This window comes from Cytophagaceae bacterium ABcell3, from assembly GCA_030913385.1.
GTDB lineage: Bacteria > Bacteroidota > Bacteroidia > Cytophagales > Cytophagaceae > ABcell3.
The window spans coordinates 2,849,834-2,871,124 of the sequence record CP133159.1 but is presented as its reverse complement, the minus strand read 5'-3'; the positions used below and the strand labels follow the sequence as shown (position 1 = coordinate 2,871,124).

16 protein-coding genes are annotated in these 21,291 nt (G+C 36.2%); 10 read left to right on the top strand and 6 right to left on the bottom strand.

Going from position 1 to position 21,291, the window contains the following annotated elements:
• Positions 1-72: 72 nt before the first annotated feature.
• The 4 genes from RCC89_11735 to RCC89_11720 are packed head-to-tail and all read left to right on the top strand — an operon-like array spanning position 73 to position 5,286.
• The gene (locus tag RCC89_11735; protein ID WMJ73826.1) at positions 73-849 is read left to right on the top strand and encodes a sulfite exporter TauE/SafE family protein; all 777 of its coding nucleotides are present in this window, start codon (positions 73-75) and stop codon (positions 847-849) included.
• Between the two features lie 45 nt (positions 850-894).
• A complete protein-coding gene (locus tag RCC89_11730) occupies positions 895-2,307 on the top strand; it encodes a hypothetical protein (GenBank protein ID WMJ73825.1) in 1,413 nt (470 codons plus the stop codon).
• A gap of 6 nt (positions 2,308-2,313) precedes the next feature.
• Entirely contained in the window at positions 2,314-2,685 is a 372-nt protein-coding gene (locus RCC89_11725; GenBank protein WMJ73824.1) for a response regulator, read from the top strand.
• A 9-nt stretch (positions 2,686-2,694) separates the two neighbouring features.
• On the top strand, positions 2,695-5,286 hold the full coding sequence (locus RCC89_11720) for an ATP-binding protein (GenBank protein ID WMJ73823.1): 2,592 nt from the start codon (positions 2,695-2,697) through the stop codon (positions 5,284-5,286).
• A 34-nt stretch (positions 5,287-5,320) separates the two neighbouring features.
• On the opposite strand, the gene RCC89_11715 is transcribed toward RCC89_11720, so the two are convergent.
• Together RCC89_11715 and RCC89_11710 are read right to left on the bottom strand one after the other, a co-directional pair.
• Positions 5,321-5,704 carry a hypothetical protein gene (locus tag RCC89_11715; protein ID WMJ73822.1) on the bottom strand — a complete coding sequence of 128 codons (384 nt, stop codon included), beginning with the start codon at positions 5,702-5,704 and terminating at the stop codon, positions 5,321-5,323.
• A gap of 108 nt (positions 5,705-5,812) precedes the next feature.
• On the bottom strand, positions 5,813-6,823 hold the full coding sequence (locus tag RCC89_11710) for an NAD(P)-binding domain-containing protein (protein ID WMJ73821.1): 1,011 nt from the start codon (positions 6,821-6,823) through the stop codon (positions 5,813-5,815).
• Positions 6,824-6,905: 82 nt separating this feature from the next.
• Between RCC89_11710 and RCC89_11705 the strand changes: the two genes are divergently transcribed.
• Positions 6,906-7,727, top strand: coding sequence for an aminotransferase class IV (locus tag RCC89_11705; GenBank protein ID WMJ73820.1), 822 nt, complete (start codon positions 6,906-6,908; stop codon positions 7,725-7,727).
• Between the two features lie 74 nt (positions 7,728-7,801).
• On the top strand, positions 7,802-8,224 hold the full coding sequence (locus tag RCC89_11700) for a response regulator (protein WMJ73819.1): 423 nt from the start codon (positions 7,802-7,804) through the stop codon (positions 8,222-8,224).
• A 31-nt stretch (positions 8,225-8,255) separates the two neighbouring features.
• On the opposite strand, the gene RCC89_11695 is transcribed toward RCC89_11700, so the two are convergent.
• Entirely contained in the window at positions 8,256-12,350 is a 4,095-nt protein-coding gene (locus RCC89_11695) for a chemotaxis protein CheB (protein WMJ73818.1), read from the bottom strand.
• Between the two features lie 506 nt (positions 12,351-12,856).
• On the opposite strand from RCC89_11695, the gene RCC89_11690 reads away from it, so the two are divergent.
• Positions 12,857-13,225, top strand: coding sequence for a response regulator (locus tag RCC89_11690; protein ID WMJ73817.1), 369 nt, complete (start codon positions 12,857-12,859; stop codon positions 13,223-13,225).
• 228 nt (positions 13,226-13,453) lie between these two features.
• Here the strand turns inward: RCC89_11690 and RCC89_11685 are convergent, their stop codons facing one another.
• A complete protein-coding gene (locus RCC89_11685; protein ID WMJ73816.1) occupies positions 13,454-13,666 on the bottom strand; it encodes a hypothetical protein in 213 nt (70 codons plus the stop codon).
• Positions 13,667-13,853: 187 nt separating this feature from the next.
• Here RCC89_11685 and RCC89_11680 point away from each other — a divergent pair, with 187 nt between their 5' ends.
• On the top strand, positions 13,854-15,083 hold the full coding sequence (locus RCC89_11680; protein WMJ73815.1) for an NAD(P)/FAD-dependent oxidoreductase: 1,230 nt from the start codon (positions 13,854-13,856) through the stop codon (positions 15,081-15,083).
• Positions 15,084-15,423: 340 nt separating this feature from the next.
• On the opposite strand, the gene RCC89_11675 is transcribed toward RCC89_11680, so the two are convergent.
• Complete coding sequence (locus RCC89_11675) at positions 15,424-17,610, bottom strand: glutamine synthetase III (GenBank protein ID WMJ73814.1); 2,187 nt, start codon at positions 17,608-17,610, stop codon at positions 15,424-15,426.
• 371 nt (positions 17,611-17,981) lie between these two features.
• Between RCC89_11675 and mtaB the strand changes: the two genes are divergently transcribed.
• Positions 17,982-19,304, top strand: a complete 1,323-nt coding sequence (mtaB, locus tag RCC89_11670) for a tRNA (N(6)-L-threonylcarbamoyladenosine(37)-C(2))-methylthiotransferase MtaB (GenBank protein WMJ73813.1) — start codon at positions 17,982-17,984, stop codon at positions 19,302-19,304.
• 399 nt (positions 19,305-19,703) lie between these two features.
• A complete protein-coding gene (locus tag RCC89_11665; protein ID WMJ73812.1) occupies positions 19,704-20,240 on the top strand; it encodes a DUF4468 domain-containing protein in 537 nt (178 codons plus the stop codon).
• Positions 20,241-20,274: 34 nt separating this feature from the next.
• On the opposite strand, the gene RCC89_11660 is transcribed toward RCC89_11665, so the two are convergent.
• Positions 20,275-21,246: an aldo/keto reductase gene (locus tag RCC89_11660; protein ID WMJ73811.1), complete on the bottom strand. Its 972-nt coding sequence runs from the start codon at positions 21,244-21,246 to the stop codon at positions 20,275-20,277.
• Between the last annotated feature and the right edge of the window lie 45 nt (positions 21,247-21,291).

The following is a 21,291-nucleotide window of genomic DNA, read 5'->3' as shown; positions in this document are numbered from 1 at the left end:
AACACCTGGCAATTTTGGCATGGTTCTAGCGTATAATATAGGAAATAGTATTTTATACCTAAAAAGCACTTAATGCTAAATATCTTTTTACTGGTTATAGGGTCATTTATAGTTTTTGTTCTTAGTACAATTAGTGGAGGCGGAGCCAGTTTGTTGCTAATGCCTCTCATTGCCTTAACAGTCGGTGTAAAATCTGTCGCACCCATCATGACATTAGGCATAGCAATGAGCAGTAGCTCAAAAGTCTACTTTTTCTGGCAGAACATTGACTGGAATTTGTTCAAATGGTTGTTCCCCTCTACTATTATAGGCTCAGTGTTGGGAGCAATGATGTTTGCCTATCTTTCATCGGAGTATCTACAAATAATCATAGGCGTATTTTTGGTGTCAACAATTTTTCAACTTAGAAAAAAAGAAGGGCCGACAAAAAGTAGGATAAAAACCTGGCACTTTGTTCCCATGGGATTTGGCATTTCATTTCTTTCAGGCCTAATTGGAGGTGTGGGCCCTCTTATGAACTCAGCCTACTTAAGCTATGGAATGTCTAAAGAGTCGATGATTGGAACCAGAGCGGCCAATGCAGTGGTTCTACATATTACAAAAATTATCAGCTACGCATGGCTAGGCTATGTTACGCAGGAAGTGTTGTTGTTTGGCTTGCTCATTGGTGCATCAGCGACTTTTGCTACTTACACGGGTAAAGTAATTCTTAAAAAAATATCTGATTTATTTTTCAAAAAGGTAGTAGTAATTACCATGGTGGTAAGTGGCGCTATTATGCTTTGGCGGCATAAAGAAGCCATTAATGGCTTTACAGAATATGTGCTTTCAGTTTGCCAAATACAGTAAGAACGATTCGCAGAAATGCCTTATTAAACCTAAAAAATAGTTTACATGAAGTTATCCATATCAAGAAACATTCATTTAGTAGAACCGGGAGATTTTGAAGCTTCTGACCATTGGTACCCACGGGCATTAAATTCTAACATCCACCCGCTGGTATCTCACTTTTTAAATTTATCCAAAGAGCAGATTATAGAACGGTATCACCGAATAGAACCTCAAGCAGACCCAGCAGAGCTTGAAAGGATCTTAAGCTACCAACCAGTCTACTTTAGGTGGGCGGGGGCAGACCTGATGCACGTAACCAACAACATAGGCCAAAGGAAACTTACTGTCATTGAAACAAATTCATGCCCTTCGGGACAGAAAAGCATGCCCTTGCTCGACATGCACGATGAGCAAGGAGGATATAGGAGGCTGCTTGAACAGACCTTTAAGCCCATGGTTGAACAACATACAGAAGACGGGGTATTGGCAGTTGTTTATGACAAAAACCCTATGGAAAACGTTGGCTATGCAGCAACTATAGCTGATATTTTTGACAAAAATGTGTATCTTGCACAGTATAAGATACATAACGGTGAACCAAATGTAAGGTTTGAGAATAAAAAAATGCAGCTTTATATCGAAGATACAGGTTGGGTAGATGTTAAAGCAGCTTTTAGATATGTTACTCAAGAGCCATGGGATTTGATACCTGAAAACTCAAGGACCTTACTGCTAAACCCTATTGAAGCCTGTTTGGCAGGTGGCAGAAACAAAGAGGTTGCAAGTTCTGCCTATGCCAGGTTTAACAAAGAACATGCTCCAAAAGGACTCGAGATATTTACCCCTGGCACATTTACCAACATAAAATACAAGGATTTACCTGAGTACTTCCTGAAATTATCCGGTTGTATGGTTATAAAGGTACCTGATAGCAATGCTGGCCAAGGTGTATATACCATTACAAGCAATGAGGAACTGGCAAATGCTATGAAAAATTTGGAGGGGTATCAGGATGATGAGTATATAGTGCAACAGCTCATTTACAGCAACCCTTTAAATAGCCACGAGGAGGAAAATGTATGGTACCATGTAGGAACAATACCTGATACAAAAGGCAGAAGCTATGCCTTTGACATAAGAATGATGATCCACCATACTAGCGAAGGGTTTAAACCTTTAGCCGTATACTCCAGAAGGGCCAGACAACCGTTAAACAAACCATTGCCTGAAGGAGTAGATTCATGGGAGGTTTTTGGTACCAACTTATCTGTTAAAAGTGAAGAGGGCTGGTCTTATGATGACAGCAGGTTAATGCTCTATGATATAAGAAATTTTGGCTTACTTGGTATTGGTATAGATGAATTGATAAAAGGTTATATCCAAACGTGCATGTCAGTATATGCAATAGACCAGCAAGGGATAGCAATGTTTGGTGAAAAGACAAAACAAAATGTAGAACAAAGCACTAACTCTTAAAATATTATGAACAATAAAAATATCTTAATTGTAGAAGACGATATCGTTTTTTGCAAAATGCTCAACAAGTTCCTGAACAAGAACAGCTATTTGGCAGATGACGCCCAAACAGCAGAAGAAGCCATAGAGGTCATGCAAAACAAGCATTACGATATTGCCATTATTGACTACAGGCTGCCAGGCAAAAACGGGATTGAACTTCTTGAGTGGATCAAAGACAACCAAAAGTCTACTAAGGTATTCATGGTTTCAAGAACCGACGACAAACAAATAGCAGACAAAGCTTTACAACTAGGTGCCAAGGAATACATCAATAAACCAATTGACCCTGCTGAATTACTTGGTAAAATAAAAAGCTTAAATACCGAAAGCGTTTAAAAGCTTAAGATGGGTTCTGTAAAGTTCAAAATATTGCTCGTATACCTTTTAGCTTCCGCATGTCTAATAGGCCTTGGCTATTATTCATGGAGAAGCTTTCAGGGCTTGCATGGAGAAATTAAGGAACTTTCAAAGCCCAATATAAAGTCTCAGTTGTTTAACAACATCGCAACAGACATTGGCAAGTTAAACACTTTTTATTTAAAGCATTCTGTATCAGAGTCTCTTGATACCATGTCAAACCACCATTCTTTAATTGAAAATATCAAAAACCATGTCGTAAAACTAAAGAGCGAATACAATGAAGAAGATACCAGTAGCATAAACACCTTGGATAAGATTCCTGAACTGCTAGACCAAATTGAAACTGAGTACTTTGATATTCATAAAAAAAAGAAGGAAAATAAGAACAAGTTTATTCAACAACTTGAAAAAGAACTGTCAAAAGCATTAGGAGATTATAACCATATTGACCCTGTCTATGTGATCAAGAGTATTAAATCTGAAATACTCATGAAACATGAACTTGATTCTATTTATTATAGAAGAGAACCGCCACAAAAGAAAAAGAACAGTTTCCTTTCAGATATTTTTAGAAAGAAGGCTGATGCAGAGGAAGAAGAGAAAGAAGGCAGTATGGTTATCACCCAAAGTATAAAAAAAGATACCCTTACAGAGGTTTCTCTTGATACTATTTCACCTGCACCTCCTCCTATAAAATTAGAAGAAACTGTCTATCAAGTAATAAACCGGTTATATAATGATGAAATTTCAAGGGCCAGTTTACTTCAAGATAATGCCAGGAGAGCTTATGCAAAAAACTCTCTTGTTTCACACAAGATCGAAACTGTTATTAACAAGTTTCGTGAAAAGGAAAATGAAAAGAGAGAGACAAAAGCACAAATCCTATACAATCATGCTAAAAAATTTAACTATATAATTTTAGGGACAATTGTATTTTTTGTAATCTTTAGCCTCGTTTTCTTGTATTTGATTTTAAAAGACATTGAAAAAAGTAGGTTTTACCAAAATAAACTATTGCTCAACCAGCAAAGAGTAGAAAGGGAAAGTTCGGCCAAACAAAAATTTCTCACCACTATGAGCCATGAGTTAAGGACTCCTTTAACTTCCATAATTGGTTATGCTGAACTGTTGGACAACAACAACGAATTTGTTAAGGCCATTAAATCTTCATCTAAACACCTGCTACACGTTACCAATGAAGTGCTAGACATGGCCAAAATAGTGGCAGGAAAGATTGAAATACATCCCAAGCCTGTCAATATCACTCAATTATTGAATGAAGTAAGGCAAAACACCATTGTTCTTAAAACTAATGACGAAGTAGAGCTTCTATTTGACCTCCCTTCAAAAGATCACTTAGTAATATCTGACGAGGTGCGTTTCAATCAAATCTTGTATAACCTGCTTCACAATGCTTTAAAATTCACCAACAGGGGCTATATAAGTTTATCGGCAAAGGTAACACCTATTTCAAGCGAAGAGACTAACCTAATAGTTGAGGTTAAAGACACTGGTATAGGTATAAAAAAGGAAGACCAACAAACAATATTTGATGAATATAATCAAGCTGGTACTCATAAAAATGACAACAAAGGAAATGGCCTTGGCTTAGGAATTGTAAAAGAGCTGGTCAAACGACTTGGCGGTACAATAAGTTTGGATTCAGAACCAGAAAAGGGGACTTCTTTTAAACTAGACTTTGTCATGAAAACTGCTCAGAAGCTTAGGGAAGCCAGTGACAAAGAAAATCAAGTAATAAGAGAAGATCTCTTCAACAACAAATCTATTTATATTATAGACGACGATCCGCTGATTGCGAAACTTTACAAAAATATTTTTGAAGGCTATAAAGCAAAGGTTATAACACAAAGCAATTCTACGACAGCATTGGAACACCTTCTCAAAAACCATACTAAATATGATTTAGTGATTACAGACTTAAGGATGCCTTTGCTCTCCGGAATCGAGCTTCTTAACCGTTTAGTAAAGCATGATAAAAGGCCTTCAAAAATTGTTGCATCAACAGCCAATGTCCTTCTTACCAGTGAAGAAAAAACTCAACTGCAAATGTTTGACGAGCTGCTTATCAAACCAGTGAACAAAAGCACATTACTGCTTAAATCTGCAAACGTACTAGGCTTAGAGGATACTATCAGCCAAAGCAACACTAAAGAGGCTGGCATTAAAAGCGACTTTCAAGAAGAAACCACTTCACAAAGCAATAACAATAAGTCCCTATATAACTTAGACACAATAAAAGGCTATGCAATGGGCGATGAAGAACTCTTAGAAGAGTTGATAAACGACTTTATCCATGAGAACGATAAAGACCTGGCAATAGCCAAACGCTTGTTTTCTGAGAATCAAAATAAGGAACTAGGAGAGCTTATTCACAAGCTTTCGTCCAGATACCGCTCTGTTTCTGCTATTCCACCAGTTGATGCTAAAAAGCTTGAAAAAGATTTACTCTCAGCAAACCCTGTAAACAAAGAAGAGGTTCTGCAACTATTTGATTTCTGGGAAAATATCAATAAGGTCATCAACGCTGATTGTAAAGCACAATCTAGCAAACACTAATTAAAAAAGCAGTATTGAACATACTCGTCCCTATCTATTTTTTATGGAACTTATATCCAAAACCTACTGACCAAATCCATTCATTAGTTAAGTCTCTATGAAAAAAAGGAACTATAAAAACAAAATTCTTATAGTCTACTCTTGGAGAAACAGCTAACCTAGCTCCTAATTGCCCTTCTAATAAATATAAAGAAGGCAAAGCTCCTACCCCAATCTTCCAATCTTTATTCAAATTTAAAAATAAGCTCGGCCCCCCTACATTTAAGGAATAAAAATCATTACCTACAGAAAAGCCTATCATTCCTTCTAAACTCACAGAAGCCCTTTTTACTTGGGTAGTATCTTGCCGCTGCCCAAAAGCAGAGCTACCCAAAAAACATAAGGCTATCACAATGGAAATCAAAAAACAACTTTTCATTATATATTTAATTAAGAAACTAAAATAACTTATGATTAAATCGCCAAACTTTTGTCACAAATCAATACCCCCCATGTCTATCCTAAATTACTCAAAGCTATGAATTCTTTAACGCATGAGCTTTTCAAGCTTTTTAAACTCTACCGAAGGACATATTTTCTCATAGAGTATATTATAAACAGCATTAACTACAGGTAAATCAAGGGCATTGTCTTTACTGATCTCATGAATGCTTTTGACTCCAAAGAAACCTTCTGCAATCATTTTCATTTCAATCATTGCCGTTTTTAGAGAATAGCCCCTCCCTATCATATTACCAAGCGTCCTGTTTCTGCTAAATTGGGAATATGAGGTTACCAACAAGTCCCCCAAGTAAGCAGAAGCATATAAGTTTCGTTGTTGAGGACAAAGTGTATCTAAAAACTGCTCGACTTCTTTCATAGAGTTTGAGACTAGAACAGCCTGAAAATTGTCTCCATAATTAAGACCACGAGCCACTCCACACGCAATAGCAATAATATTCTTCATAATAGCGCTATATTCCACACCATAGAGGTCTTCGACAACGGTAGCCTTAACAAATCTACAAGAAAAGAGGCCTGCGACCAATTTACCTACTTCTGGACTCTTTGCCGCAATGGATAAATAAGACTGCTTTTCAAGCGCTACTTCTTCCGAATGGCATGGTCCTCCTATAGCACAAAGACTTTCTTCTTTGACACTAAACCTTCTATTAATATATTCAGAGATTAATAAGTTTTCATCAGGTATCATACCTTTTACGGCAGAAACTACAATTTTTTCACTGACGCTTAAATCAAATTGATCAATAATACTTTTAATAAAGGCTGAAGGTACAGCAAGTATAATAATATCTGATGCTTGAGTAGCCTTTAAAATATCTGATGAAGGAAATACCTTTTGAAGGTTGATGGCAATATCGCTTGCGTAGCTTGGGTTATGGCCAAATTTGAGGATATGCGCCACATCTTTCTCATTCCTTAGCCACCAGTGAATAGCTACGTGCTCCTGCTCACTAAGAATCTTTATTATAGCAGTAGCCCAGCTGCCCCCTCCTATTACGCTAATTACTTTTTTATCTGTATGCTTATTTTCCAATATTCTATGGTTGATTTTTATCAAACATTCAGGCAAATTTACGTATTTCGTGGTTTAAAAAAATCACAAAGTCAAAAAACCTATGTGGAGCTTTTACAATAATGAATTTATACACGAAGAAAATATAGGCATATCTCTAAATGACAGAGCCTTTCAATATGGGGATGGGGTTTTCGAAACAATGAAGGTCAACAACGGGAAGATATTATTTTCCGACGACCATTTTGAACGTTTGACTATAGGACTTAAAGTTTTACAATTAACTTTGCCAATAGACCTGCAAACCATATACCACACAACTACAACGCTATGCAAAAAAAATAAAATAGATAATGCCCGTGCCAAAATAATGATATGGAGAAAGCCTGGAGGGCTTTTTACGCCTACAGCAACAGAAAGCAATATTCTAATAGTTTGCAAACCTTTTTCGCCTGCCCCCTTACAAAAGAAGGATGTATTGTTTGCCAAGAAAAGCAAACTGACATATACACCCACTTCACAATTTAAAACCTTAAGTGCTTTGCCATATATATTGGCTGGACTTGAAAAAAAAGAAAGAAACTCAGAAGATCTTATTTTAACAAACACTTCTGGAGAAATAGCTGAATGCATAAGTTCTAACATCTTTTGGGTCAAAAACGACATTGTCTATACACCCGCTATAAACTCTGGTTGTATAGCAGGAATAGTAAGAAAAAACATTATTAAAACATGTCATGAGAAAGGAATACCTATTCAAGAAGGGCTTTACCAGCCAAAAGACTTATTATCTTCAGATATTGCTTTTTGTAGCAACATAGCAGGGATAAGTATAATAAAAAAAATAGAAGACCGTAGCTTTGAACAAAAAGCCATCATTTCTGATAAAATTATTGCAACGATTAACAAAAAGTTAATTTTTTAAAAAAATATTAATATGTTATAAACATTTTTCTATAATTTTAATTATTAAATCTATCCAATACATTTACCAGACCTATGAAAAAACTCAATTGTGTAATGCTGATAGACGACGATGGTGTTACCAACTTCATAAACCATCGATTAATCAATAGACTCGATGTTGCCGACAGTATAGAAACAGTCATTAATGGAGATGAAGCTTGGCAGTTCTTACAGCACTATACATCAAAAAATAATCAAAACTGTCCAGAGCTAATCTTATTGGACTTAAATATGCCTGTAATGGATGGTTTTGAATTTTTAAACCTTTTCAAAAGTTTTGAATGTAACAATAAAAGCCAAGCCAAAGTGGTCATTTTGACTACCTCTACCCATCAAAAAGATATTAAAGCGATTGTTAAAGACAAAAGCGTTGGGTATATAACCAAACCTTTAACAAAAGAAAAGCTTCAGCCTTACATAAATGAAATTGTAAAGAATCTTAAAGCCCTAGCTTGAAGCATGCTTATCAGAAAAAGTGAACAAGAGATTACAAAGTTTTTCTTGACAAGCTTTTGGTGTTGCCATCTCCATCAATGCTCTTTTTAAAATACATTCTAAACACAGAACCTTCACCAGGAACACTGTCCACTTCTATTTTACCTTCTGCATTTTCAATAATACGTTTTACGATATACAGGCCTATACCAGTCCCTTCTACATGGTCGTGAAACCTTTTAAACATTGAAAATACTTTTTCTTTGCTTGCATCGTCTATACCTAAACCATTATCCTGAACAGAGATCACATCGTACTCTTGTTCTGAATATCCATCAACTTTTATATATGGAGGTCTATTGGGATGCCTGTATTTAATAGCGTTTGACAGCAGGTTATAAAAGATACTTTTTAAATTCTTTTTAGAAAACTTAATTATTCCGCAAGCACTGACATCTACCTCAATTTTGGCTTTGGTATCTAGTATCAAATCCCTAACAGAAAGTTCGATATCTTGAATAAGTTCCTCCAAATTTACATCTTGTACATCTTCTTCAAGGTTTTTTTGGGTTTTGACAATATCCGTTAAGTCTTTAATAGTTTCCTTAAACTTTTCGATTGACTCCTTGATAAGAGCGAGCACATAGTTCACATTGTCATCTTCGTGCTTCAAGTCCTCCTCCAAAGTTAAAACAAGCCCTTCTATATTTGAAACTGGTGCCCGCAAATCATGCGAAGCGGTATAAATAAAGTTATCCAGATCGTTATTGATTTTACGAAGGTTTTTATTGGTAACAATTAAATCATCCTGTACCTTTTTCAAACTAGTGAGGTCAATAAGGGAACTTATAATCCTGATTACTTCTTCATTTTCATCCGTAATAGCAAAACTCCTGTGCATAATATAGGCATAGTCACCATCTTGCTTTTTAAACTTATATTCTCCTGACCACTGAGTCCTTTTATTTTCTACCAATTCATTAAGTCCTTTCAGAACATTATCACGTTCCGATGGGTGAATACGCTTTTGCCAAGAGTTTATAAGCCTTTCTTCGTCCTGAAGCTTGTAGCCAAACAAATTTGTAAACCCGGTATTCCACCATAGAACCCCCGTTTTGAGGTTCCAATCCCAAACCACATCATTGGTTGCTTCAGAAATCAGACGGAACCTTTCTTCGCTAATACCCAAGGCACGCGTTCTTTCCTCTACACGGTTTTCCAGCTCATTGTTTAGTTTCTTTAGGTTCTCCTCAGCTTTTTTCAAGTCGTGGTAAGCCGTAGCTAATTGCTGTTGTGAATTTTTCCTTAATGTAATGTCAGAAAACGTAACAGCAAAACCATCGTCTAATTTGACAGCTACTACATCAAACCATGCTTTCTTAGAGAAAAGAAACTCGGAGTGGTATGTGAACCCCGACTCTGTAACATTTATAAAGGCTTCTAACAAACCACTTTTTTTATAAGCAGGCCAGATTTTAGAAAAAGTCTTCTTTTTAAGCTTGGAAAAGTTTTTGTCAAGAAGTTTCTCAGCAGATTTGTTAGACAAAATAAGGTCAAAGTCCACAATTTCACCCTTAGACCGGACAGCTTTAAAAGCCATAATTCCACTTAAAGAGCTATTTATAACACCCGAAACAAAAGAATTCATTTCTTTTAAAGGTGTAATGTCTACAAATGAAACAATAACCCCGTCTGTGCGCTTATCTTGTCTGATATAAGGAAATATCTTCATCAGGTACCATTTACCAGAATTAATCTCTACTTCCTTATGGATGGTTCTCCCTTCTTCAATAACTTCTTGGATATCTTCTATAAGACTTCCATACTTAATATTGTTGGAAATATGCCCTATAGACCTTCCAATGTCAGATTCTATTAAATTGATTTGTTTGGTTACTTCAGGGGTAAACTTCCTAATGGTCAAATCTTTATCAATAAAAACCTGCCCGATATCCGTACTTGAAAAATAATTAGAAAGGTCGTCGTTTAACTCAATAAGCTCCTTAATCTTGAGCTGATGCTCTGCATTGACAGTATGCAGTTCTTCATTTAAGGACTGAAGCTCTTCATTGGTACTTTGAAGTTCTTCATTTGCAGACAATAGTTCTTCATTCGCTGACTGAAGCTCCTCGTTGGAAGTTTCGAGCTCTTCTATAGCTGACTGCAAGTGTTCTTTTGTATCCTTCAGTTCAGCTTCTAAATCTTTTACCTTTTGATTTTCATTTTTAAAGTGATCCCATTCAGACTCACCACCTTTCAATCGCTCTTGGTGATTGACCTCATGAATCAGCACTAGCAAGAATTTTTGTTGAAGCTTGTTATTTGACAAATAAGGTTTTACAGAAATATTAACAATATAAGATTGCTTTTCTTGCTTCACCCTAATATTTCTTATCACCACCTTTTCTTTATTCTTCAGTGACTTCCTAACCGCCGTTCCCATAGCGATATTTAGATCTTCTGGCACCATCTTTAGCAAGTTTAGCGATAACGATTTGTCGGGCAGGTGCAAATATTTCTTAAAGTTTCCTAATGCATGTAAAAGATCAAAGTTTTCGTCAATGTAAAGTCCTGCATAGCTTACTTCCTCTAATAATGCTTCATTTAAAAGTTCCGCAACATGGTTTTGCAAAGCATTTTTAGTAGATGACACTTGTTGTGATTGTAATGTTTTATGCGAAAACGCCGGAGATATTATTTTATCAAAATTTGAAGTTTTAGAATTTTCTATATTCTTATAGATTTTCCACTTCTTGCTTATATCAGAAAAATTCTTTTTAAATTCTCCAGGAGATTCACTAGAACCTAAAAACAGCGCACCTCCCAAATTTAAAGAAAAGTGGAACCTTGCCATCACCTTTTTTTGTAAAACAGGGTTGAGGTATATCAAAAGGTTGCGACAAGTAATCAAATCCACCTTGCTAAAAGGAGGATCTTTAATTAAGTCATGGTGCGCAAAAATCACCAATTTTCTAATATGCTGATTGATCACAAAATGATCACCTTCTTTATTAAAGTATTTATTTAACAAGTACTCATCTACCTGTTCAGCAATGTTTTCAGAAAACACCCCGCGCGAAGCAAGCTCTACAGCATTTTTATCTATATCTGTAGCAAAAATTTTCACGTCCAGGTTTTTCTTGATTTTCATCAACTTTTCATAAATCAAGATGGCAATACTATAAGCCTCTTCACCGGTACTACAGCCAGCTACCCAGATTTTAATAGGTTCACCAAAACTTTTAGACTCAACTAAAGGTTCAAGCACTTTGGCGTTTAGTGCTTCAAAAGCTTCTTTGTCTCTAAAAAACTGTGTTACACCTATTAAAAACTCTTTTCTTAAATTATCTATTTCATCCGTGTTAAACTTTAAAAATGAATAATAAGCCCCTAAGTCAGGAATACTCAACAGAGCCATCCTTCTTAAAATCCTCCGCGTAATAGTAGGTTTTTTATAAGCAGTAAAATCAACACCAGATGTGTCACGTATAAGCAGTAAAATATTGTTTAGCTCCTGGTCTTTATCACTATAATCAATGGCAAGTGGACTTGTAAAACCATTTCCTTCTTTATAATACAGAAGTTCATCAGCGATCAGGTCTAAAGGGAGAATTTGGTCAACATTACCAGAATTGATAGCATTGTTAGGCATTCCATCAAACTTTGCAGTTACAGGATCCTGTACAATAACCTTACCACCAGCCGCTTGAATAGCACCTATACCTTTAGTCCCATCTGAACCGGTACCAGACAAGATTATACCAATAGCATTCTTACCCGCATCTTTGGCAAGAGATTCAAAAAACACATCAATAGCTGTGTTAGGTGCGGGTGTCAAAACCTTATCACTAAGTTCAAGTTTACCATTTCTAATGGTCATCACTTTTCTGTGAGGCATGACATATATACAACTAGGCTGCACTTCCATATTATCTACAGCTTCATATATTGCCATAGCTGTATGTTTAGAAAGCAGCTCAACCATCAAACTCTTATAGTCAGGGGACAGATGTTGAATAATAACAAAGGAGATACCTGTATCAGATGGTATATGATCAAATAGTTCCTGAATGGCTTCCAGTCCACCTGCCGAAGCTCCTACTCCGACAATGATATGTTTATTAATTTTATTTAAAGAACTAATCATGCAAAGGTGTTAATGCACTCCAAATATATGCAAATCAGAGAAAAATGTTACTATACACAGGTAAAAACAACTAAAACCATGCCTTGGTTTTTAAAAAAAATAATTTCACACAGATTACAACTGTATATCAAACACTTGAAGGGTAAAAAATGTTATTTTTGTACATTAATTTCTTGAATTAATAATAAAAACACATTCTAAAACAGAACTTCTACAAGAAGTCTGACGTAAAATAAAACATGTACCAACATTAAAAACGACTAAAAATTTTATAATATTTTATCGAGAAAGTATTGTTTTATAACCAATTCATTATCTAACTTTATGGTCAGAAAAGAATAAGGTAATTCCTGTTTCCCAAACCGCCAGATCATTCACAGGAAATACCTATGCCCTATTAACATTGTGTGGGCATAGGCGTTGCATGAACAGGGTCCTGGCGGTACCTGGGAAAGAGCAAACCTATGTCCCACACAAATTTTTTTTATAAGTTACCAGCTGGAACTATGCCATATAATGAAGTTTACGTAATAGATGATGATTATATCTACTCCTTTGTAGCATTTAAAATACTGGAAAAATCGAATATTTGTAAGAAAGTTTCCATTTTTAATGACGGGACAAAGGCTATTAACCACCTAAAGTCTTTACCTCCAAACAAATACCCTTCTGCAATTTTTCTCGATATTATTATGCCAACTATGAATGGGAAAGAATTTTATGAAGCCCTAAAGAGCCTCCCTGCTGCTGAAAAAATAACATTATTTATACACTCCGGTACTATGAACGAAAGGGAACTTCAACCCTTTAGGGATGCAAATATTAAAATTTTTCAAAAGCCTCTTAATATGGAAGAGGTAAAAAAACTATTATAAAAAAATAAATCCCGGAACTAAGAGCGGAGAACTCTTGTTAAGGTTCCGGGATCTTTCAACCAGCTATGAAGTACAAATATATGCATCTATATAACCTCTCGCTTATTTTTTAGATTAAATCCACTTCATTATAGATATACTCCAATTACACATTTCTTTGAAATCAATCTTAGACATTGCTTTTGAATGTCTAAGATATTGTATACGAAACGATTACCAAGTCCTTTATTACTTTCTACCCTTTTTAGGCTTTTTGGCTTCATGCTCTATTGGAACAGGTACAGTTTGTTTATCCGTAAGATATCCATTTTCCCACGACACCCTTAATTGATGTAGTTCACTTAACAAATGCTTGGTTTCTTCAATAATCTCACCTGCAGTCTTTGAAATTTGACTCCGCTTCTCAAATACTTCCCTTCTTTTGTCTTCTAATTCTCCCATAGTATTATTGTGATTAAAATTATCTTAACCTTATAAGCAAAACAGGGTAATGAAGATTTTGTTAATGGATAACCCCTATTCTATATAAAAATATTACAAACAAACACATAATAAATAACATATACTTTAACCTTAACATGAAATAAGTTATATTTAAAAAGAAAAAAATATATACTTTAAAAGTACAATGAGCAAAAAAACACGAGTTGCTGTGATCGGAGGTGGGGCCGCTGGCTTTTTTGGAGCAGTAACCTGTGCCCACCTAAACCCTTATCATGAAATATCTATATTTGAAAAGTCTAATAAATTACTATCAAAAGTATTGGTTTCTGGAGGAGGGCGTTGCAATGTTACCAATGCTTGCTTCGACAACAAGCAATTAGTCAAGAACTATCCCAGAGGAGAAAAGTTTCTTCGTAAAGTTTTTGCCACTTTCTCTGTAAAAGATACAGTTAACTGGTTTGAGAATAGAAATGTAGCATTAAAAACCGAGCCAGACAATAGAATATTCCCTAAATCTGACTCGTCCGCTACTATAACAGATTGCTTAATAAGCGAAGCAAGAGTAAATGGTGTAAAAATATACACTGGGTTTGGAGTTAGTGCTATAAAGCCACACGGTGACGAGTTTCAATTGGTTTTGCGGGGCGGAGAACAACTTGTTTTTGACAAAATAGTGATTTCTACAGGAGGTAATCCCAACCCGGCATCATGGCATTGGATTAAAGAGTTAGGACATAACATAAAGCATCCGGTACCTTCGCTTTTTACATTCAATATTCCGAACTCAAGATTGAATGGGTTACAAGGTATTTCGGTACCAGAGGCAAAAGTAAAAATAGACGGTACGCAAATGCATGCCACAGGTCCTTTACTCATTACACACTGGGGCTTTAGCGGTCCGGCAGTATTAAAACTTTCCGCTTTTGCTGCTAGAACCTTGAGCGATAAAAATTACGACTTTTATATCAGTATTAATTGGACTCCTAGCTATAGTGAAGAAGAATTAAGGACTTTATTTATCGACTTTAGGGAGAAACACCCTAAAAAACAAGTCTACTTGCACTCGCCGGTCAATCTGCCAAGGCGCCTATGGGAAAGAATTACTTCTATAAACGGCATTGGCCCAGATTTAAAATGGGGTGACATCAATAATAAGTCAATTAACAAGACAATTGAAGAATTGCTCAGAGGCCGTTTTCATGTAAAAGGGAAAACCACCTTTAAAGAAGAATTTGTGACTTGCGGAGGGGTAGACCTCAATGAAATCAACCCCAATACCATGGAAAGCCTGAAATGTCCAGGCATATATTTTGCAGGAGAAGTAATGGATATAGATGGTATAACAGGCGGGTTTAACTTCCAAGCAGCTTGGTCTACAGGTTATATTGCTGGAAAGTCTATTGCAGGTATATAATCAGCGACCAAGTGGATTTTTCGGAGTCTTCCTGAATCAACTATGCTTATGAGAATAATCAGTGCTCTTAAAAATGGGCTTGTAAACCTGGATTATAAATTATATTTCGTTATGAGGGGCAAAAGAACAAAAAAACAGCATATTGGCTTTGCTAAGCACAGTGGCTCTATGATTAAAAACCAAATGCTATCGAAGCGTCTGATTTGAAGTTATTTTGACACGTAATAGAAAGCTATAATGCATATTTCAGGTTAACCCAAACTCTTGGAGGTTGAGGTTATCAAATAAAAAAAGCTCAGAAATTAATCTGAGCTTTTTTTTTATAGAACATTAACAGGAATTATTTCATGAACAATAACTCTCTGTACTTCACTAGTGGCCAATCTTCGTCATCAACAAGAAGCTCTAACTTGTCTACAGCATAGCGAATAGTTTCAAAGTACTGCTTCACGTCTGAACCGTACAAGAGCGCTCTTTCTCTAACGTCCTCAATCTTGTTTGCTCTTTTTCTGGCTTCCACCATTTGATCTACATCCGTTTGAATAGTCTTAATGAAACGAGACATATCCTTAATAGCATCGATAACAGTAGAACACTCAGCTTCAAGGCCAATATCTTTCATTCCTTTAACATTGTTTATCAATTTGTTTTGATAAGCAATTGCAGTAGGAATTACATGGTTAAGCGCCAAATCGCCCATCACCCTTGATTCAATCTGAATCTTCAGGATATAATTTTCAGCCATGATTTCATATCTAGCCTCAAGCTCCCTCTCTGAAAGCACCTTGTGCTTAGCGAAAACTTCTTTAGCTTTATCAGATAGATAGAAGTCTAACGCTTGGCAAGTAGTCTTAACGTTGTTAAGACCTCTACCTGCTGCCTCCTCTACCCATTCATCAGAATATCCGTTGCCTTCAAATCTGATTTTCTTAGTAGCAATTACATACTCTCTAAGAACATTGATAATAGCAACTTCTTTCTTGTTACCATTCTTTATTTGCTTGTCAACATCCTCTTTAAATTTCACTAAGGTCTCTGCCATAATAGTGTTAAGTACAGTAAGAGGAGCGGCAACGTTTGCATGTGAACCTACAGCTCTAAATTCAAACTTATTACCAGTAAAAGCAAAAGGAGAAGTCCTGTTTCTGTCGGTGTTGTCCAATAAAATTTCAGGTATTTTACTGATACCTAATTTCATGTAAACATTATCACCTTTATCAATTTTAACGTTACCGTTTTTCTCTAGCTCTTCAAGAACACCAGAAAGCTGCTCACCGATAAATACTGACATAATAGCTGGAGGCGCTTCGTTGGCTCCAAGTCTGTGATCATTACCAGCAGAAGCAATAGACGCTCTCAACAAGTCATCATAATCGTGTACAGCCTTAATAGCATTAACAAAGAAAGTAAGGAAAATAAGGTTTTCCTTTGGTTTGCTGCTTGGCCCTAAAAGGTTTTTACCAGTATTGGTGCTAAGAGACCAGTTGCAGTGCTTACCACTACCGTTGATACCAGCAAAAGGCTTTTCATGGAAAAGAACTTTAAGGCTATGTCTTTCCGCAATTTTAGACATCAAGTCCATTAAAAGCTGGTTATGGTCTGCTGCCAAGTTACACTCTTCAAAGGTAGGAGCCACTTCGAACTGACCTGGAGCCACCTCATTGTGACGGGTTCTTACCGGCATACCAAGTTTAAGAGCTTCAATTTCGAAGTCTACCATAAACCTGTGTACCCTTGGAGGGATAGAACCAAAGTAATGGTCTTCAAGCTGCTGACCTCTTGCTGGAGAATGCCCGAAAACAGTCCTTCCAGACATCACGATATCAGGTCTGGCAGCATAAAGTGCTTTATCGATCAAGAAATACTCTTGCTCAGTTCCTAAAGTGGCAGTAACTTTAGTAATATCTTTGTCAAAATACTGACACACATCAACAGCAGCTTTATCAACAGCAGTCAAAGCTTTTAGAAGAGGTGTTTTATAATCTAGCGCTTCTCCGGTATAAGAAACAAATATAGTAGGTATGCAAAGCGTGGCACTTCCTCCACTTGTCATGATAAAAGCAGGAGAAGAAGGATCCCAAGCGGTATATCCTCTAGCTTCGAAAGTATTTCTAATACCACCATTAGGGAAAGAAGAAGCATCAGGCTCTTGTTGAACAAGTGCACTTCCTCTGAATTTTTCTATTGCTTTTCCTTGCTCATCTATTTCAAAGAAAGCATCATGTTTCTCAGCAGTAGCATCTGTCAAAGGTTGGAACCAGTGGGTATAGTGCGTTACTCCTTTTTCCATAGCCCAAGATTTCATAGCAGCAGCAACAGCTTCTGCAGTTGCGCTATCTACTTTCTCTCCTTTAGATATGGCTTGCTGAACTTTCTTAAATATACTTGGCGACAATGTTTTTTTCATTGCATCAATTCCGAAAACATTCTCACCATAATAATCAGAAACCCTTATTGAGGGATGTTTTACTTTAACAGGTTTTCTTCCTGTAGCTGTTTCTAAAGCTTTAAATCTTAAATAAGCCATATTGGTTAAGTTTGGATAATGGTTTTTTAATTTTGAGTAAAAATAGAGATTTTTTATTTAAATCAGCAAACTTTGATCTAAATTTTAATGCAAATTTAAATTATTTACATGTTTTCCCCAACAACCGCCTTATATTTTCACCCTTTGTGCATAAATTACATTTTTAACTAAAAGGTTCATATCTTTTAACAACACAAAAAATATTAATAGAACATTAGATAGTTAACATATTGCAAATTCAAAGAAAAGAAAAACTACCCCGCCTAGCGGTTGTTCAAAAATTCACAAAAGTTTTTAATAAACATCTATTTTTTTCTACGCTCCTACCATAAAATAAGGTAACATTTGCCTAAATTTGCTATATGAATAAAATGGTAGCGTTTTACACACTAGGCTGTAAGCTAAATTTCTCCGAGTCTTCTACGATATCCCGCCTTTTTGAAGAAAAGGGTTACAAAAAGGTAGCATTTCATAAAAAAGCAGACATTTATGTAATCAACACCTGTTCTGTAACGGACAATGCTGACAAGAAATGTAAAAAGGTGGTTAAAGAGGCATTAAAATTTAACCCTAATGCTTTTATTGCTATTATCGGATGTTTTGCACAGCTAAAACCTACAGAAATCGCAGAAATTCCAGGTGTTGATGCCGTATTAGGCGCCTCTGAAAAATTTAAGCTACTGGAACTCATTGACAATTTTGATAAAAAAGACAAAGCACTGGTCTTGGCTAGCGACATCTCTGAAGCCAAAGACTACTACTGCTCTTATTCTGTAAATGACCGTACTCGAACTTTTCTTAAAGTTCAGGATGGTTGTGATTATGTCTGTTCTTTTTGTACCATTCCCCAAGCAAGAGGTAAAAGCCGTAGCGATTCGGTGGACAGTATCCTCAGAACGGCAAAAGAAATTGCCACTCGTGACGTAAAAGAAATTGTTCTTACAGGGGTAAATATTGGAGACTATGGTATAACAAACGGCAAAAGAACCACTTCTTTTTATACTTTGGTCAAAGAGCTTGATAAAATCGAACAGATTCAGAGATTTAGGATTTCTTCTATAGAGCCCAATTTGCTTACCGACGAAATTATCGAATTTACAGCGCAGTCAAAAAAGTTTGTTCCGCACTTTCACATACCATTACAATCTGGCTGCAACAAGATCCTGAAAATGATGCGCAGACGGTATCTCAGAGAGCTTTATGAAGAAAGAATCAGCAAGATTAAAGCAACAATCCCTAACTGTTGCATTGGCGTAGATGTAATTACAGGTTTTCCGGGAGAAACGGACGAAGACTTCAAGGAGACTTACAATTTCCTAAATGAGCTTGACATTACTTATTTGCACGTGTTTACTTATTCTGAACGGGCAAATACGCATGCGCTGTCTATCAAGCCTACTGTTCCCCAAAAAGAAAGAAGCAACAGAACTAAAATGCTTAGAAGCCTTTCTGAAAAAAAGAAAAGGTTCTTTTATGAGCAGTTTGTAGGAACGGAACACAATGTTCTATTTGAGGCTGACAATGAAGACGGAATGATGTTTGGCTTTACAGACAACTATATTAAAGTAGCCATACCTTATGACCCTTTACTTATTAACGAAATAAGAAAAGTGAAAATCAACGGTATTAGCGAAAACTGTATAGCTGAAAGTACCATAACAGGCATGTGCGTAAATGCGCATGAAAAAGTTTAACCTGAACTATGCGATAGATTTCGGCATAAAGAGCAAAATAACATTAAATCAGTACTTTTGCATCGCACAGCACAGCAGCGCTATGGTTAAGGCACAACTGTGAGCAAAGCGACTGAGTTAATTTATTTTGCTACTTAATAGAAAGCTCTATGAAGTATTTCAGATTTAAGCCCCTCCCCTATCTTTTTATAGTGCACATGACTATAAACCTCTCTAAAATTTTTACGTAAGCATAATTAGCCTTGACTACAACAGCAAGGGGAAACAACTGATTTCAAATCAATTACCCATGCATACTAAGTTCTATTGCAATTTATGAGTTTAATTATTTATATTTAAACTTGGAAAATTGCCATACCAAAAACTCTTATTTAATTAACTATATTAAAAGTATCGTTTATGCATTTAAAATACATTGGAATATTTGCCTTATTGCTATTTACCGGCAAAAGCCTTATCGCCCAAACATTTCCGACCGATCCGGATAACCAAAAGATTACCTATCAAGAAACTGTAGAGATAGAAGGTCAAGATCAAAATGAAATATTTGAGAAGACCAGAAAATGGCTAGAAGTATATTTTTCTAATAAAGAAAAAGTAAAAGAAGACAAAGAGAAAAGTGAAGTAAGCAGAAAAGGCTCCTTTGAAGTAATCATCACTTATGATTACAGATACAAACACAAACACACCGTATTGTTTAACATGAGCATAGCACAGAAAGACGGGAAATACCGCTATACTTTGACGGACTTCTCCATTTATGACAATAAAAATGATGAAAAATCAGCCGTGCCTTTAGAAACGTTTTATCAGAAACAACGCCATCAGAACAAAACAGAGCTTTACAAAAACTTTAATAAAGAGATGACCTCGTTATTAGAAGCCCTACAACAAGCAGTAGAGTCTGGAGAAATTAAAGATGAAGATGATTGGTAATAAAAAAAGGCCGGAGAAATCCGGCCCTTTTTATTTATTGAGACCAAGCAGTAGGTTGCCTATCCCACCGGTGCTCCCTAAGCTTATTCAACAAAGCTTGTTCTATAGGTGCAGAATCGCTTACACCAATGTTAGCCCGCACATGTTTTTCCCTTCTCATACCAGGAATAGTTGTACTTACTGTTTTATTGCCAAGAATAAACTTCAGCGCCATTTCAGGCATAGTCATATTTTCTGGCACAACAGGTTTTAACCGATCTGCATGCTCCACACTGCTATGAAGGTTTTCCGGAACAAAATAAGTACTACGCCAGTCATCTTTAGGAAAAGTAGTTTCTTTAGTAAAGGTGCCAGTCAAAGTACCTTCATCAAATGGCACCCTGGCTATTACCCCAATATTTTCCTGTTCACATAGAGGGAAAAGCTTATCTTCTGGTGCTTGATCAAAAATATTGTAAATAACCTGTACAGCATCTATATGGCCATCTTTGATAGTCTCCAAACTGTTTTCAGGTTCCCACCGGTTGATACTGATACCAGCAGCCCTAATTTTACCGTCTTTCTTAAGTTTTTCCAAAGCTTCTTTCCAACGGTCATCATTAACCCAAGCGTCTTCCCAAACATGGAACTGTAGAAGGTCTATGGTTTCAACACCAATATTTTTCAAGCTTTTCTCGGTATACTCAATGATATGTTCAGGCGGGAAACACTCATCAAGCGTATATTCTCTTTTAGAAGGCCATTTAAAATTTGCAGGAGGTACTTTTGTGGCTGTATATAATTTCTTGCCAGGAAACCTTTTTACCAGGTCTCCGAGAATCCGCTCACTGGCTCCCTCTGCATATCCCCAAGCGGTATCAAAGAAGTTACAACCTAACTCAACAGCCAAATCTAAACAATAATCACATTCTTTTCTATCCCAGCCTGTCCATCCTGCCATGCCCCACATGCCATAACCAATTTCACTGATTTTCCAGCCTGTTCTTCCAAAAGTTCTGTATTTCATAAAAAAGGATTTAAAGATTTACTAAAAATTTGAGCAAATATCCCT